Annotated in this window: 16 protein-coding genes; 7 read left to right on the top strand and 9 right to left on the bottom strand. The window is 71.5% G+C overall.

All coding sequences use genetic code 11. From position 1 onward, the window contains the following. Nucleotides 1-3 precede the first annotated feature (3 nt). Nucleotides 4-381: a hypothetical protein gene (locus CRP55_RS52350; protein ID WP_143235034.1), complete on the top strand. Its 378-nt coding sequence runs from the start codon at nt 4-6 to the stop codon at nt 379-381. Here the strand turns inward: CRP55_RS52350 and CRP55_RS32005 are convergent. Then, entirely contained in the window at nt 299-2,422 is a 2,124-nt protein-coding gene (locus CRP55_RS32005) for a bifunctional SulP family inorganic anion transporter/carbonic anhydrase (RefSeq protein ID WP_097324961.1), read from the bottom strand. The two genes, CRP55_RS52350 and CRP55_RS32005, sit on opposite strands and share 83 nt — an antisense overlap. A gap of 162 nt (nt 2,423-2,584) precedes the next feature. Here CRP55_RS32005 and CRP55_RS32000 point away from each other — a divergent pair, with 162 nt between their 5' ends. From CRP55_RS32000 to CRP55_RS31980, 5 genes are all read left to right on the top strand, one after another. Next, nucleotides 2,585-3,109, top strand: a complete 525-nt coding sequence (locus tag CRP55_RS32000; RefSeq protein WP_097324959.1) for a GAF domain-containing protein — start codon at nt 2,585-2,587, stop codon at nt 3,107-3,109. Between the two features lie 26 nt (nt 3,110-3,135). Further along, nucleotides 3,136-3,945 (top strand): PrsW family intramembrane metalloprotease, encoded by an 810-nt coding sequence (locus CRP55_RS31995; RefSeq protein ID WP_097324958.1) that lies wholly within the window; start codon nt 3,136-3,138, stop codon nt 3,943-3,945. Between the two features lie 16 nt (nt 3,946-3,961). Continuing rightward, on the top strand, nt 3,962-4,882 hold the full coding sequence (locus CRP55_RS31990; protein ID WP_097324956.1) for a phosphotransferase family protein: 921 nt from the start codon (nt 3,962-3,964) through the stop codon (nt 4,880-4,882). Continuing rightward, the gene (locus CRP55_RS31985; RefSeq protein ID WP_097324955.1) at nt 4,872-5,300 is read left to right on the top strand and encodes a GNAT family N-acetyltransferase; all 429 of its coding nucleotides are present in this window, start codon (nt 4,872-4,874) and stop codon (nt 5,298-5,300) included. The genes CRP55_RS31990 and CRP55_RS31985 overlap by 11 nt, the downstream gene beginning before the upstream one ends. A 68-nt stretch (nt 5,301-5,368) precedes the next feature. Further along, nucleotides 5,369-6,487, top strand: coding sequence for a MerR family transcriptional regulator (locus CRP55_RS31980; RefSeq protein WP_097324953.1), 1,119 nt, complete (start codon nt 5,369-5,371; stop codon nt 6,485-6,487). Here the strand turns inward: CRP55_RS31980 and CRP55_RS31975 are convergent. The 6 genes from CRP55_RS31975 to CRP55_RS31950 are packed head-to-tail and all read right to left on the bottom strand — an operon-like array spanning nt 6,474 to nt 11,297. Next, the gene (locus tag CRP55_RS31975; protein WP_097324951.1) at nt 6,474-7,058 is read right to left on the bottom strand and encodes a DUF1684 domain-containing protein; all 585 of its coding nucleotides are present in this window, start codon (nt 7,056-7,058) and stop codon (nt 6,474-6,476) included. The two genes, CRP55_RS31980 and CRP55_RS31975, sit on opposite strands and share 14 nt — an antisense overlap. A 9-nt stretch (nt 7,059-7,067) precedes the next feature. Then, the gene (locus tag CRP55_RS31970) at nt 7,068-8,231 is read right to left on the bottom strand and encodes an alpha-amylase family protein (protein WP_097324949.1); all 1,164 of its coding nucleotides are present in this window, start codon (nt 8,229-8,231) and stop codon (nt 7,068-7,070) included. Between the two features lie 15 nt (nt 8,232-8,246). Beyond that, the gene (locus tag CRP55_RS31965) at nt 8,247-9,278 is read right to left on the bottom strand and encodes an ABC transporter ATP-binding protein (protein WP_097325202.1); all 1,032 of its coding nucleotides are present in this window, start codon (nt 9,276-9,278) and stop codon (nt 8,247-8,249) included. Beyond that, a complete protein-coding gene (locus CRP55_RS31960; RefSeq protein ID WP_097324947.1) occupies nt 9,275-10,057 on the bottom strand; it encodes an ABC transporter permease in 783 nt (260 codons plus the stop codon). The genes CRP55_RS31965 and CRP55_RS31960 overlap by 4 nt, the downstream gene beginning before the upstream one ends. Further along, complete coding sequence (gene modA / locus CRP55_RS31955; RefSeq protein ID WP_097324945.1) at nt 10,054-10,902, bottom strand: molybdate ABC transporter substrate-binding protein; 849 nt, start codon at nt 10,900-10,902, stop codon at nt 10,054-10,056. The genes CRP55_RS31960 and modA overlap by 4 nt, the downstream gene beginning before the upstream one ends. Next, a complete protein-coding gene (locus tag CRP55_RS31950; RefSeq protein ID WP_097324943.1) occupies nt 10,899-11,297 on the bottom strand; it encodes a TOBE domain-containing protein in 399 nt (132 codons plus the stop codon). The genes modA and CRP55_RS31950 overlap by 4 nt, the downstream gene beginning before the upstream one ends. Nucleotides 11,298-11,427: 130 nt before the next feature. Between CRP55_RS31950 and CRP55_RS31945 the strand changes: the two genes are divergently transcribed. Further along, a complete protein-coding gene (locus CRP55_RS31945; RefSeq protein ID WP_218854750.1) occupies nt 11,428-12,396 on the top strand; it encodes a methyltransferase domain-containing protein in 969 nt (322 codons plus the stop codon). On the opposite strand, the gene CRP55_RS31940 is transcribed toward CRP55_RS31945, so the two are convergent. Both CRP55_RS31940 and CRP55_RS31935 read right to left on the bottom strand, forming a co-directional pair. Next, on the bottom strand, nt 12,393-12,980 hold the full coding sequence (locus tag CRP55_RS31940) for a UCP032817 domain-containing protein (RefSeq protein WP_097324940.1): 588 nt from the start codon (nt 12,978-12,980) through the stop codon (nt 12,393-12,395). The genes CRP55_RS31945 and CRP55_RS31940 overlap by 4 nt on opposite strands. Then, nucleotides 12,977-13,471 carry a GNAT family N-acetyltransferase gene (locus tag CRP55_RS31935; protein WP_097324938.1) on the bottom strand — a complete coding sequence of 165 codons (495 nt, stop codon included), beginning with the start codon at nt 13,469-13,471 and terminating at the stop codon, nt 12,977-12,979. Before CRP55_RS31935 ends, CRP55_RS31940 begins: the two co-directional genes overlap by 4 nt. Between the last annotated feature and the right edge of the window lie 23 nt (nt 13,472-13,494).

Below are 13,494 nucleotides of genomic sequence, written 5' to 3'. Positions count from 1 at the left end.
CGCATGCTGGCGATCGACCGGGTTGATCTGGAGATGCTCGTCGTGGCGTTGCAGGATCAGAGCGCCCTCGAGCATCAATGGCTGCTCGACCCGACGACCAGGGAAGTGGCGATGTGGACCGACGAGGACGGGCTCGACGAGGAGGCGCGCGAGGAACTCGTTCATGTCGATCCGCTGCCGTCGCGGGTCTGGTATCGCGACATGGCCGATTTCGCCGCGCGGCTCAGCGATGAGCGGACCACGGAGCCCCTGATGCGGAAGACCCCGGGTGGGGCCTTCCGCATCGAAGCGCCGAAGGTCAGCTCGCGAGCACCGGCGGCACCGGGCTGCGGGTGGCGCCCGCATCGTCGACCGTGTACATGCGGGCCTCGGCCAGGTTGAAGTAGAGGCCGGTCAAGGTGAGGCGGCCGGCGGCCTCGGCCTCGCGGACCACCGGGTAGGTGCGCAGGTTGGCCAGCTGCTGGGCGACGTTGGCGGTGACGCAGTGTTCCTCGTCGTCGCAGTCGGTGAAGTCGGTGCCGGACTGGTGCAGCCAGGCGCCCAGGGAGCTTCCGGGGGCGAAGCCGCCGGTCATCAGCGCTCGCACGGCTCCGCAGCCGGAGTGGCCGCAGACCGTGATCGTGCTGACGTCGAGCGCCTGCACCGCGAACTCGATGGCCGCGCCGACCGACGAGTCCCCCTGATCGTGGGGAGGCACGATGTTGCCGACGTTGCGTACACAGAAAAGATCTCCTGGACCGCTGGTGGTGATCAGGTTGGGGACCAGGCGGGAATCGGCGCAGGTGATGAAGAGCTGCTCGGGAGCCTGACCGTCGCGGGCCAGGCCGGCCAGATGCGGGCGCACGAGCGGGGCCACGCTGCGCTCGAACTCCTGGATGCCGGCCGCCATGGCGTCGCGTTTCTGCCGGTCCAGGCTCTGCCACTGCGACCACGACCCGAAGCGCCGCGGCGTGGTCTTGCCGGCGCCCAGGCGCCCGCTCGTGGCCCGGTGGAACCAGCCGTCGTGGGTCTCTCTGACCGCGACGGTTCCGCCGCTTCTCCCGTACGCCTCGCGCCAGTCGTCGATGATCTGGAACGCGCCGTGGTCCAGGTAGTCGAGGTGCAGTTCCACCGCGACCGTCCGGCCGGCGGGGATCGCCGCCAGGGCCCGCGCGACCCGGCCCGAGCCGACGAAGGCGAGCGTCCCGGTGATCGTGACGACCGTTTCGCCGGGGCCGGGCTCGGCCGTGCGGATCTCGCAGCGCGCGACCCGCCACAGCATCACCGCGACCGCCGCCGCCAGGCCCAGCGCCACCCCGGTGAGCAGGTCGGTGGCGACCACGCCGGCCGCGGTGATGAGGTAGGTCGGCAGCTCGCGATGCCGTACATAAGTCTTGATCTGAGCCAGACTGATCAGCCGGAGACCGACCACCACCAGCACCGCAGCGAGCGCGGCCATCGGGATCGTCTCGAGCAGCCCGGCCAGCAGCAGCACGCAGAGCGCCACCCAGACGCCGTGCAGAATGGCCGAGGCGCGGGTGCGGGCCCCGGCGCCGACGTTGGTGGAGCTGCGGACGATCACACCGGTGATCGGCAGGCCGCCGAGCAGGCCGGAGACGGTGTTGCCGGCGCCCTGGGCGACCAGCTCACGGTTGAGGTCGGCCCGCGGGCCGTCGTGCATGCGGTCGACGGCCACGGCCGAGAGCAGCGATTCGACGCTGGCGACCAGGGCGATGGTCAGCACGGCCAGGGCGATCTCGCCGGGTCCGGCGCCGGGCCAGCGCGGGGTCACGAGCTCGGACAGTGGGTCGCCGGGCAGATCGACCCGCTGCACGTCGGCCCCGATCAGCGAGGCCACCACGGTGGTGACGACGACGGCGATCAGCGCCGCGGGCAGCAGTGAGGTGCGGACGAGACGCGGCCAGAGCAGCAGCAACCCGATGGTGAGCAGGCCGAGCAGCACCGAGACGCCGTGTATCCCGGCGATCTGGGCCGGCAGCTCCCGCAGGTTGTGCCAGGCGTCGCTCTGCGGCGCCCCGCCGAGCACGACGTGGATCTGGCTGAGCGCGATGACCAGCCCGATGCCGGCCAGCATGCCGTGCACCACGGCCGGCGAGAGGGCCAGGGCGGCACGCCCCAGACGGGCCAGGCCAAGCAGCATCTGTACGCCTCCGGCCAGCGCCACAATGGCAGCCGTGGCCGCGAACCCGTAGTGCGCGATGGTGCCCGCGACGATCACGGTGAGACCCGCGGCGGGCCCGCTGACCTGCAGCGGAGCCCCGCCGAGGGCCCCCACGACCACCCCGCCCACCACGGCGGCCACGAGACCGGCGAGCAGCGGCGCCCCCGAGGCCGCGGCGATACCCAGGGACAGCGGAATCGCGATGAGAAAGACCACGATCGACGCCGGCACGTCATGACGGATTACCTTCAAGACGGACATGCCGGAAATGTACCTGCGAGCGGTTAACGCGCCGTTACGGCACGAGCACCCCCAGGTAAGCCACAGGAACTTGCCCGAGAGCACTCAGCCTCGGCCGCGGGTGATGGTGACCGAAATGCACCGGCCGGTGACCCGCTCGTTCAGAAGGCCCTATGAAGCTTCATCGACCACGTCGCCGACGTGCTCCAGGCGCCCTGCGCCGGCATCTCGCTGATCCTCAACGACGCCGGCATCCTGCTCGCCACCCACGGCGTGCAGGGATGGCTGGCCGAGGCCGGCGGCATGCCCGCCGAATGGGCGCCGTGCGCGCAGGTGGTACGCCAGAACGCGCCCCTGCTGATCGCCGACACGCATGACGATCCCGCGCACACCGCCAACCCGCTGGTGACGATCACCGGGGTGCGCAGCTACGCCGGCGTCCCGCTGCACTCCGACGGGCAGCCCGTCGGCCCGCTGTGCGTGCTGGCCGGGCGCGTTCACCGCCGCGCTGACGCGCACCACCGGAACGCTGCGGCTCGCCGTCGCCTCGCTCAACGTCCGGCTGCGCGCCCGTGCGGCCCTGACCGCCCGGCTCACCGATCCGGCCGCCGAGCAACCCTGAGCCGGGTCCCCTCCGCCGGGCGACCGGACGCTGGAAGCGATCCGCGTCGCACCGACTGCGACGCGCGTCGCTTTTTCGTGACGTGATCTCTGGGGCCGGGTACCCCGGCGCTATGCGTGATCTCTCCCGCCGGTGGGCGTGGCTAGGCGTCCTAGTCATCGGTCTGGCCCTCTACGTCATTGTGCTGCGAACGCTCGTACACACGCAGAACCCGAACCTCGTGCCCGCCCTTCTTCTGCTGGGCGCGACGGTCGTACCCCTGTCGTTCCTGACCTTCGCCCAGGCCCGGACGGGCCGCTGGCAGGTGCCCACGTCGGCCCTTGTCGTCTCCGCCTTCTTCGGCGGCGTCATCGGCATCGTGGTCGCCGGCACCCTCGAATACAACACGCTGCGCGGCCTCGGCGTGCTGCCGCTGGTGCTGGTCGCGGTGATCGAGGAGTCGGCGAAGCTCATCGTGCCGCTCATCCTGATGATCACCATCCTGGCCCGGCACTCGCGCCGCCTGCCCTCCGACGGCCTGATCATCGGCGTCGCCTCCGGCATGGGCTTCGCCGCCTTGGAGACGATGGGGTACGCCTTCACGGCGCTGCTCTCCTCGGGCGGCAACATCGGCAGCGTCGAGGAGACCCTCTTCGTCCGCGGCCTCACCTCCCCCGCCGGCCACACCGCCTGGACCGGCCTGACCGCCGGCGCCCTGTGGGCCCTGATGGCCACCCCGAACGTCAAGCACGTGCTCGAGTTCATCGGCACCTTCATCGGCGCGGTCATCCTGCACACCTGCTGGGACACCTTCGGCGGCACCCTCACCTACATCGTCCTGGCCGTCATCAGCCTCAGCTGGCTGTTCCTCGCCCTGTGGCGCTACCGGGTCTTCGCCGAGCACCGCACGGCCCCGCTGCTCACCCGCCCGCTGACCGTCTGAGCACTAGTCTCAGCGCATGCGCAGCCCCACGCAGCCCCTGTTGACCGTCCCCGACATCGACGCCATCGTGCGGGAAGCCCTCGATGTCTCCGTCGTGACCGCGTCCGAGCTGGGCGGGGGCGGTTTCGCCGCCGTCTGGCTCGCTTCGCTCACCGACGGGCGCCAGGTGGTGGTCAAGGTGGCGCCGCCGCCGTCGGCTCGCCTTCTGTCGTACGAACGTGAGCTGATCCCGGCCGAGGCCGTGTATTACGGCCTCGTCGCCGATCTGGCCCCCGTGCCGTCGGTGCTGGCGGTCTCCCCGCGCTGGATCATCACGACCCTGCTCCCGGGCCGGCCCCTCACGGAGGCCGACTCATCGCGGGCCCGCTCGTCGCTGGGGGCCGCCGTCCGCCGGGTGCACACTGTCACCGGGAGCCGTTTCGGCTACACGGGCGACCGCCCCTCCGGCGACGATTGGGCCACCGCTTTCATCGCGATGATGGCGTCCCTGCGTACGGACGCCAGCTCGTGGAATGTCACACTGCCGGCGGCGCTGGACGGCGCGGTCGAGCGCCACGCCCCGGTCCTGAAAGCCGTGACCACGCCGGCGCTGCTCCACTTCGACCTGTGGGACGGCAACGTGCTCGTCGCGCCCGGCGGCGCGCTGAGCGGACTGGTCGACGGGGAGCGCTACCTGTACGGCGACCCGCTGCTCGACCTGGTCTCCCCCGCCCTGTTCCACCGCATCGAGGACGAGCCCGGCCACCCGTTCCTGGCCGGTTACGACCCCGGGCCGTTCGACAGGGCGGCCCTGATCCGCCTGGCGCTCTACCGCGTCCACCTCTACACGCTGATGCTGGCCGAGGGCCCCAGCCGGGGCATACCGGCCACCGACCGCCGGCAGACCTACGTGACGGCCCGGCTGGAGTCGGAGCTGGAGCATCTCGATGCCCTCTGACATCGTCCGGCCGACGGCGGCCCACCTGGCGCCGCTCTTCGACGAATACCGGGCCCACTACGGCGAGGCGCCCTTCCCGGCCCGCACGACGGCCTGGCTGGAGGAGCACCTGACGTCGGGCCGGCTGACGGCGTACGCCGCCGGTGATTCGGGCTTCATCACGGTGGCGATCCAGCCGGCGTCGCTGCGCCTGGCCACGGCGTGGATGATCCGCGACCTTTACGTACGCCCGGCCGGCCGCCGCCGGGGCACCGCCCGGGCCCTCCTGCGGCACGTCATCGTGGAAGCCCGCACAGCCGGCGCGCTCCGTGTGTCCCTCCAGACCGAGACGGACAACGCCGGGGCCCTGGCCCTTTACGGTTCGCTCGGCTTCCGTCCGGTGACCGGCCTGGAGCTGCTCAACCTCACCCTGAGCTGAGCCGGCGCCCCGAGCCGCACACCCGCGGGCTTGTGCCTCACGTGGCGTGATGGCAGATAGTCGGGGGCGTGGAAGAGCACCTCACCGTGGGACGGGTGGCCGAGCTGGCCGGCGTCACCGTCCGGACGCTGCATCACTACGACGAGATCGGGCTGTTGCGGCCCTCGGCGCGGACCGTGGGCGGCTACCGGGCCTACTCCCCGGGCGATGTGGAACGGCTTCGGGAGGTGCTCGCCTATCGGCGGCTGGGGTTCGGGCTGCGGGAGATCGCCGATCTCGTCGACGATCCGGCGACCGACGCGGTCGCGCATCTTCGGCGCCTGCGAGGCCTGCTCGTGGAGCAGCGCGATCAGGCCGCCGCCATGGTGATGGCCATAGACCGGGAGTTGGAGGCACGGGCGATGGGGATCAGGACTACACCGGAGGAGCAGCTGCGGGTTTTCGGGCCGCAGCTGTACGACGCGATCGGGGCGGCCTATCCGGCCACCCGGCGCACCGAGCCGCGGATCGCCGCGCGGATCTGGGAGGCGCTCGGTGACGCGCGGACCGTTCTGAACGTGGGTGCCGGCACCGGTTCCTACGAGCCGCCGGACCGGGAGGTCACGGCCGTGGAGCCGTCGGCCGTCATGCGGGCGCAGCGGCCGGCCGGAGCCGCGCCTTCGGTGGCCGCCACGGCCGACAATCTGCCGTTCGAGGATCAGTCGTTCGACGCGGCCATGGCGGTCAGCACTGTTCACCACTGGCCCGACCCGGTGGCGGGGCTGCGGGAGATGCGCCGGGTGGCCAGGCGGGTGGTGGTGTTCACGTACGACGCCGATGAGACCAGCTGGCGGCGGTTCTGGCTCACCCGCGACTACCTGCCCGAGTTCGCAGGCCTGCTGGCCGGCTGGCCGTCGCTGGCCGAGCTGGCCCGGGCCGTCGGCGGGCGAGCCGAGCCGGTGCTGGTGCCGTGGGACTGCGCCGACGGCTTCTTCGAGGCGCACTGGCGGCGGCCCGAGGCGTACCTGGACGAGCATGTCCGCCGCGCCGTCTCGGTGTGGACCCGGGTCGGTCCGGAGGCCGAGCGGCGGGCGGTGGACAAGCTGCGCGACGACCTGGAGTCGGGGCGGTGGGCCGAGCGCAACCGTGACCTGGTCGCGCTCGACGCGGCCGAGCTGGGCCTGCGGCTGCTGGTCAGTGGTACGTGAGCTCGCCCGCCTCGATAGCGGCGGAGATCCGGTTTTCCGCGGGGGCCAGCGGGCACTGCCACGCGTCGTCGTACGCGCAAGAAGGGTTGTAGAGGTAGTTGAAGTCGAGCCGCACCCGCGTGCCGGAGAGAACCTCGAGCCCGCGCCCGTGCGTGCCCTTGACGGTGTCGGTGAGGTAGCGCCCGCCTCCGTAGGCGCCGTGGCCGCAGGTGGCGTCGCGGACCGGCAGGAACAGCCCGCCCCCGTAGGCGGCGATCCACCAGAGCGAGAGCTCGCCGAACGGGGTCTCAAGAATGCCGGCGCGCTTGTAGTGCACCACGCCGTCCTCGCCGCCCGTGTCGATGTCGATCTCGCCGTCGGCCGGGCGCAGGGTGGCCTCGACGATGACGTCGTCGTTCGGCGGCAGGTAGCGCAGGCCGGTGAACGACGAGCGCTCGGAGAGCGGGATCGCCGACTGGGGATGCGTGGCGAACAGCTCGTCGCGCTGGGCCCTGAACTCCTTGAGGTCGGTGTCGGCCAGATACATCCGGGCGACGGCGGCACGATAGTCGGTCAGCTCCAAGGCGTTCATCCCACCAACCTACGACTCGTCCGAGACGATGAACCACTCATGCGCGGGCACGGTCCGGCTCTGCGAGTCGATTTCGAAGGTGTACGGCTCGTCGCCCACGTTGAGCAGCGTCACGAGCCGGTGCTCGCCGTCGGAGGACGACAGCGCCACGGCCGTGTTCGTCAGGTGCACGGCCGTGGTGCGCGCGTGGGCCAGCCAGGCGTGCCGGCGCCGGATGCCGATGAGCTTCTCGTGCAGGCGGTAGACCGGCCAGCCGTACGGGGCCAGGTCGCCCGGCAGCGCCGGATAGGGCGGCCGGATCTCGTCGTCGCCGCCGGCCCGCTCCTCCTTGACGCCGCGGTAGCCCTGCTCGTCGCCGTAGTAGATGCTCGGCGAGCCGCCGACGGTGAACAGCACGGCCAGCGCGTGCCCGAGGTGCCGTTCGTCGGTGAGTTTGCTGGCGATGCGCGTGACGTCGTGGTTGCCGACGAAGGTCAGCGGCAGCCCCGCGTCGAGGACGTCGTTGTTCCGGTCGAGAGCCCACGCGAGCTCGTAGAAGTTCCCGTCGTTGAGGCTGCTCCAGATCGCCTTCCACAGCTCGTACTGGGTGAGCGAGTCGAGGCCGCTGTCGCGCAGGTAGCCCACGTAGTCACCCTGGATCACCTCGCCCACGAACCACGACGACGGATGATCCTTGCGTACCTCGTCCAGGGCCGCGCGCCAGAAGCGGGGCGGGACCGCGTAGGCCGCGTCCAGCCGCCAGCCGTCGGCGCCCCGGCCGAGCCAGTGGTTCATCACGCGGACCACGTAATCCAGCACCTCGGGCGAGTCGTGATTCAGCTCGACAAGTCCGGAATGCCCCTCGAACACGGTTCCGCGGAGGAACGAGGACGACGGAGCGGCGAACCCCCGCCCCACGTGGTTGAACACGCCGTCCAGCAACACCCGCACACCCCGCGCCTGGCAGGCGGCGACCAGCGCGTCGAAATCCTCCTCGGACCCCAGCCGCGGATCGATCCGGAAGTGGTCGAGCGTGTCGTACCCATGCGACTCGGACGCGAACACCGGCCCCAGCTGCAGCCCGTTCACGCCCAGCTCGACCGCGTAGTCGAGCCACTTCTCGATCTTGTCGAGGCGCCCGAAGCCCAGCGGATAGACGTGCCACCAGATCGCATGATCAACCCACTCGCGCATGGGCCCCACTATCCGCTACGCGCGATACGAACGCACCTCGGTCGCCTTGACGCTGGCCCACACCTCGCGGCCCACCTCCAGCCCCAGGTGGACGGCGGCGGCCGGCGTGACGTCGGCCGCCACCGCGATCGCCCCGGCGATCTCGACCCGCAGCGCGTCGCCGTGCCGGGCCACCGAGGTCACCGTGCCCGGCCACGTGTTGCGGGGGCTGCCGTCGGGCCGGCTCGCGTAGAGGGCGACCGCCGACGGCGGGAACGCGGCGAACGCCTCCCCCTCCTGCGCGGCCGCGGTGACCAGCGGAAAGCCGTCGGCCAGGAAGACCGTGCCGCCCTGGGCCCGCCCCCGGTAGAGGTTGAGGCCGACCAGCCGGGCCACGTAGTCGGTGCGGGGCTGGGCGGTGATGGTGGCGGCGTCGCCGGTCTGCACGATCCGGCCCTCCTCGACGATGACGAGGCGGTCGGCCAGCATCAGCGCGTCCAGCGGATCGTGCGTGACCAGCACGGTCGCGCCCGGGAAGGCCGAGAGATGGTGCCGCAGCTGAGCCCGGGTGTCGAGGCGGGTCCGGGCGTCGAGGGCGGCCAGCGGCTCGTCCAGCAACAGCAACTTCGGCTCGGCGGCCAGCGCCCGCGCCAGCGCCACCCGCTGGGCCTGCCCCCCGGACAACTGACGGGGCTTCTTGCGTACGTGGTCGGACAGCCCCACCCGCGACAGCCACTCTTTCGCCTGCTCGCGGGCCTGCCGACGCGGCACGTGGCGGCAGCGCGGCCCGAAGGCGACGTTGTCGAGCGCGCTCAGATGCGGGAAGAGCAGGTAGTCCTGGAAGACGACACCGATGCGCCTCTTCTCCGGCGGTTCGCGATCGACGCGTACACCGTCGATCCAAATTTCGCCGTTGTTCTCGACAAGCCCGGCCAAGGCCCGCAGCGCGGTCGTCTTCCCCGCTCCGTTCGGCCCCAGAAGCGCCACGACTTCGCCGGGCTCGGCAGTCAGCGCGACGTCCAGCTCGAAATTGTCCCTTTCAACGAAAATATGCGCGTCAAGCGTCATGCCGTCACCCACTTGTCGCGGAGGGCGGCCAGGATGCCGACGCTGACCACGAGCAGCAGCAGGCTGAGGACGATCGCCGCGTCGACGTCCTGCTCCAGGGCGAGATAAACGGCGAGAGGCATGGTTTGCGTACGGCCCGGGAAGTTGCCGGCGAAGGTGATCGTCGCCCCGAACTCGCCCAGGGCGCGGGCCCAGCAGAGCACGCCGCCGGCCAGCACGCCGGGCGCGATCAACGGCAGCGTCACCCGCCGGAAAGCCGTCCACCGGGACGCGCCCAGGGTCGCCGCCGCCTCCTCGTAACGCGAGTCGGCGCCGCGCAGCGCGCCCTCCACACTGATCACCAGGAACGGCATGGCCACGAACGCCTCGGCCAGCACCACCCCGGCCGTCGTGAACGGCAGGCTGACGCCGAACGTCGCGTCGAGCCAGCCACCGAGCAGCCCGCGCCGGCCGAAGACCAGCAGCAACGCGACACCGCCGACGACCGGCGGCAGCACGAGGGGCACGGTCACCAGCGCCCGGACCAGGCGGCGCCCGGGGAAATCGGTGCGGGCCAGGACCCAGGCCAGGGGTACGCCCAGGACGAGGCACACCGCGGTGGCGATCGTGGCCGTGACGAGCGACAGCCGCAGGGCGGCCAGGATGCCGGGCTCGGTGAGCCGCTCCGGCAGCGTCGACCAGGGAGCCCGGATCAGCAGGCCGGCCAGCGGCAGGACCAGGAAGGCCAGGCCGGCCGCGGCCGGCACCGCGAGGACGAGAGGAACCTTGAGACGACTCAGGGCTTCTGGAACCCTGCGTCGGTGAGCACCTTGATCTCGGGCTCGGTCTGCACGAAGGCGACGAAGGCAGCGGCCGCGGTGGGGTTCGGGGCGTTCTTCAGGACAGCGATCGGATAATTGTTGATTGCCTGGGCCGACTCGGGGAACTCGACGCCGTCGACGTCGGAGGCAGCGGCCCTGGCGTCGGTGCGGTAGACCAGCGAGGCGTCGACCTCACCCAGCTTGACCTTGGACAGGGCGGCCTTGACGTCCTGCTCCAGGGTGACCGGGGTGAGCTTGACGCCGGCGGCCTCGAGGGCGGTCTTGGCGGCGGCGCCGCAGGGCACCTGCTCGGCGCAGAGGGCGACCTTGAGGCCTGGTTTGGTCAGGTCGGACAGACCGGTGATGCCCTTGGGGTTGCCCTTGGGCACGGCGATGACCAGCTGGTTCTTGACGAAGACGGCCGGGGTGCCGCTGGCGTCGCCGGCGTCGACGATGGTCTGCATGTTCTTGGGGCTGGCGCTGGCGAAGACGTCGGCCGGGGCGCCGGAGGTGATCTGCTGCGCCAGGGAGGAGCTTCCGCCGTACGAAATCGTGACCTTGACCTGGGGGTTGGCTTTCTGAAAGTCCTCACTGATCTTGTTGAAAGACTCGGTGAGTGACGCTGCGGCCAGGACTGTCAGGTCGCCGCTCGCTTGCGCCACGCCCCCGCCCGTCGCGCCCCCTGTCGCGCCGCCCGTCGCGGCCCCTGTCGCGCCGCCCGTCGCGCCACCCCCTCCCGCGCTGTCCGATTTATCGGATTTATCGCCACAACCTGCCGTTGCCAGGAGGGCCACCGCGGCGAGCCCGGCCAGGACGCGTCTCATCTGTCGTCTCCTCGCTCCACGACCACAGTGGTCGACTTGATGACGGCGACCGCCGTCGAACCCACCTCGAGACCCAGCTCGTCGACCGCCTCGCGGCTCATCAGCGACACCACCCGGAACGGGCCGGCCTGGATGTCCACCTGGGCCATCACCGTGTCGCGGGCGATCGCGGTGACGATGCCCCGCAGCCGGTTGCGCGCCGACGAGCGGCCCGTCCCCGGGTCGGGGTCGTCGCCGCTCTCCCGGGCGAACGCGGCCAGATCGGCCCCGTCGATCGCCCGGTGCCCGTGCTCGTCACGATCGGCCGGCAGCCTCCCCGCGTCGACCCACCGGCGCACGGTGTCGACACTGACGCCGAGCAGCTCAGCCGCCTCCCCGATGCGGTACGTCGTCATGCCCGTCACTCTATGGCCGCAGATGCCAGGAACTCCAGCCATATGACCTAGCAGATGCGGGGCTCACACTTTTGATCTCGTCCGCGGCGGATGTTGCCCCCGTCACAGATCCACATGCATGCTGGGTGGCGTGCCTGAAAGGATTGCCGAGGTCACCGCGTTCCTGGCGGAAGTCCTCGCGCCCCGAGCCCCACTGACCGTGATCGTCGACGGCGGCGACCACGGCGCCGCCGCCACCTTCGCCGCCCACCTGGCCGCCGCGTTCCCACCCTCGGCCCGGGCCTGGAGCGTCGACGCCGTCCTCGGCCTGACCGGCCCGTCCGGCAGCGTGCAGGACTCGGCGCTGAACGTCCTGGAGCCGGCCGCCGACCGCGTCATCGTCTACCTGCGCTCCACCCGCGGCACCGGCACCACCGGCCAAGGCGAACGCCGGGCGCAGATCGTCATCGACCACCACGACCCCCAGTGGCCGGTGATCCGCCACGTGCACCCGCGCCTGGCCGACCCGTCCCAGTGGTACCTCTCGGAGAGCCGGGCATTCTTCGCCCCGAAGGCGGCCGGCTGGGACAAGCGCTTCGGCGACGACCTCCCGGCGTACGCGGCGGCGGTCGCCGTGGCCGACCCCCGCCCCGGCGACCTGGCCGTCGACGTGGGTTGCGGCACCGGCCGGGCCCTGCCCGCGCTGGCCGCCGCCGTCGGCCCCACCGGCCGGGTCATCGGCCTCGACTGCACCCCGGAGATGCTGACCCAGGCCCGCGGCCGCACCCCGGTCCCGCTGATCCAGGCCGACGCCCTGCACCTGCCGCTGGCCCCGGCCCGGGCCGCAGTGGTCTTCGCCGCCGGCCTGGTCCACCACCTGCCCGACCCGGCCGCCGGCCTGGCCGAGCTGGCCCGCGTGACCCGCCCCGGGGGCCGCCTGGTCCTGTTCCACCCGAGCGGCCGCAAGGCCTTGGCCGCCCGCCACGGCCGCACGGTGTCCCCCGACGAGCCCATGAACGAAAGCCTCCTGACCACCCTGCTGACCAAGACCGGCTGGACCTTGACCCGCTACGACGACCCCGACGACCACTTCCTGGCCCTGGCCGTCCGCACTCCCTAGTTGCCCCCGCCGCCGATGGTGGGGTCGTCGACCACCGGTGAGTCTCGGCGCGGGTTGGGGCGCCAGCGTTTCGGGTTCTCCGTGCCCGCCACGTGGCGCAAGCAGATCGCGCCCGGCAGCTCGTGACACACGCCCCGGCCTCCGCAGTCGGCCAAGTAGTGGTGGCCGTTCTTGATTTTCAGCTGCTGGTCCACGCGGAACAGCAGTGGCAGCGTCTCGGGACCGCAACTCTCGTCCCGCTGGGCCAGGTGGAACGTTTCGGCCAGGTGCGTCCTGGCCTGCTCGGGGGCGCAGGGCAGGAAGTAGCCCAGGGTCGCCTCACAGAATTCGGCGTAGCCCCGAGTGTCGAGGGTCATCTCGTGCCACAGGTCGCCGACTGCCACCGAAGGCATGGAGAGACGGGCTCGGGGGCGGCGCACGGCCAGGCGGAACCACTGGCGGGTGGCGTCCTCCACCAGAGCGACGCCCGCGGTGTCGAGGTCGCCGTGCTCCGCGGTGAAGCGGTGGCGGACACCGGCCGGGAACCGATAGCCGTCGACGACGGCGAGCCCTTTCAGGCTGCGAGCCCTCTCGGCGCGGGTCAATCCCTCGAGAGGCCGAGGCTCCAGGTCTGGCCGGTCACCGGGTGGCCGAAGCCGGGATGCGGGGACTCGGATCGCAGGGTGAAACCTTCCGCCTGATAAATGCGGCGGGCCGAGGCGCACTCGTCGACCGTCCACAGGTCGACCCGGTGATATCCGGCCTCGCGGGCGAACGACAGGCATTCCGTGACCAGCTTGCCGCCCAGGCCCAGGCCTCGCGCCGCTTCGGTGACGAGCAGGACGCGCAGCTTGGCCACCCCGGGCTCGTCGGCGGCGACGAGCATGACGCAGCCGGCGCGCTCGCCGGTGGAGGTCTCGGCGATCCAGGCGCTTTCGGTGTACGGGTCGTGGTCGCTCGCGTAAGCCGCCACGACCTGCGCCACCAGCGACTCGAAGGTCGTGTCCCAGCCGAACTGGCGGTGGTAGACCTCGCCGTGCGCCATCACGATCCAGCCCAGGTCGCCCGGCCGGTCGGCCCTGCGTATCGAAGTCATCGGTCCTCCACCCACGGTTACTG

The organism is Paractinoplanes atraurantiacus (assembly GCF_900215205.1).
Taxonomy (GTDB): Bacteria; Actinomycetota; Actinomycetes; order Mycobacteriales; family Micromonosporaceae; genus Actinoplanes; species Actinoplanes atraurantiacus.
This window is presented reverse-complemented; position numbering and strand designations above follow the sequence as displayed.

Coding starts and splice junctions, on each gene's coding strand:
- CRP55_RS31935 (WP_097324938.1), bottom strand. CDS start 13,471: ATGACTTCGATACGCAGGGCCGACCGGCCGGGCGACCTGGGCTGGATC.
- CRP55_RS31990 (WP_097324956.1), top strand. CDS start 3,962: ATGCGCAGCCCCACGCAGCCCCTGTTGACCGTCCCCGACATCGACGCC.
- CRP55_RS31970 (WP_097324949.1), bottom strand. CDS start 8,231: ATGCGCGAGTGGGTTGATCATGCGATCTGGTGGCACGTCTATCCGCTG.
- CRP55_RS31950 (WP_097324943.1), bottom strand. CDS start 11,297: ATGACGACGTACCGCATCGGGGAGGCGGCTGAGCTGCTCGGCGTCAGT.
- CRP55_RS31985 (WP_097324955.1), top strand. CDS start 4,872: ATGCCCTCTGACATCGTCCGGCCGACGGCGGCCCACCTGGCGCCGCTC.
- CRP55_RS31975 (WP_097324951.1), bottom strand. CDS start 7,058: ATGAACGCCTTGGAGCTGACCGACTATCGTGCCGCCGTCGCCCGGATG.
- CRP55_RS52350 (WP_143235034.1), top strand. CDS start 4: ATGCTGGCGATCGACCGGGTTGATCTGGAGATGCTCGTCGTGGCGTTG.
- CRP55_RS32005 (WP_097324961.1), bottom strand. CDS start 2,422: ATGTCCGTCTTGAAGGTAATCCGTCATGACGTGCCGGCGTCGATCGTG.
- modA (WP_097324945.1), bottom strand. CDS start 10,902: ATGAGACGCGTCCTGGCCGGGCTCGCCGCGGTGGCCCTCCTGGCAACG.
- CRP55_RS31995 (WP_097324958.1), top strand. CDS start 3,136: ATGCGTGATCTCTCCCGCCGGTGGGCGTGGCTAGGCGTCCTAGTCATC.
- CRP55_RS31965 (WP_097325202.1), bottom strand. CDS start 9,278: ATGACGCTTGACGCGCATATTTTCGTTGAAAGGGACAATTTCGAGCTG.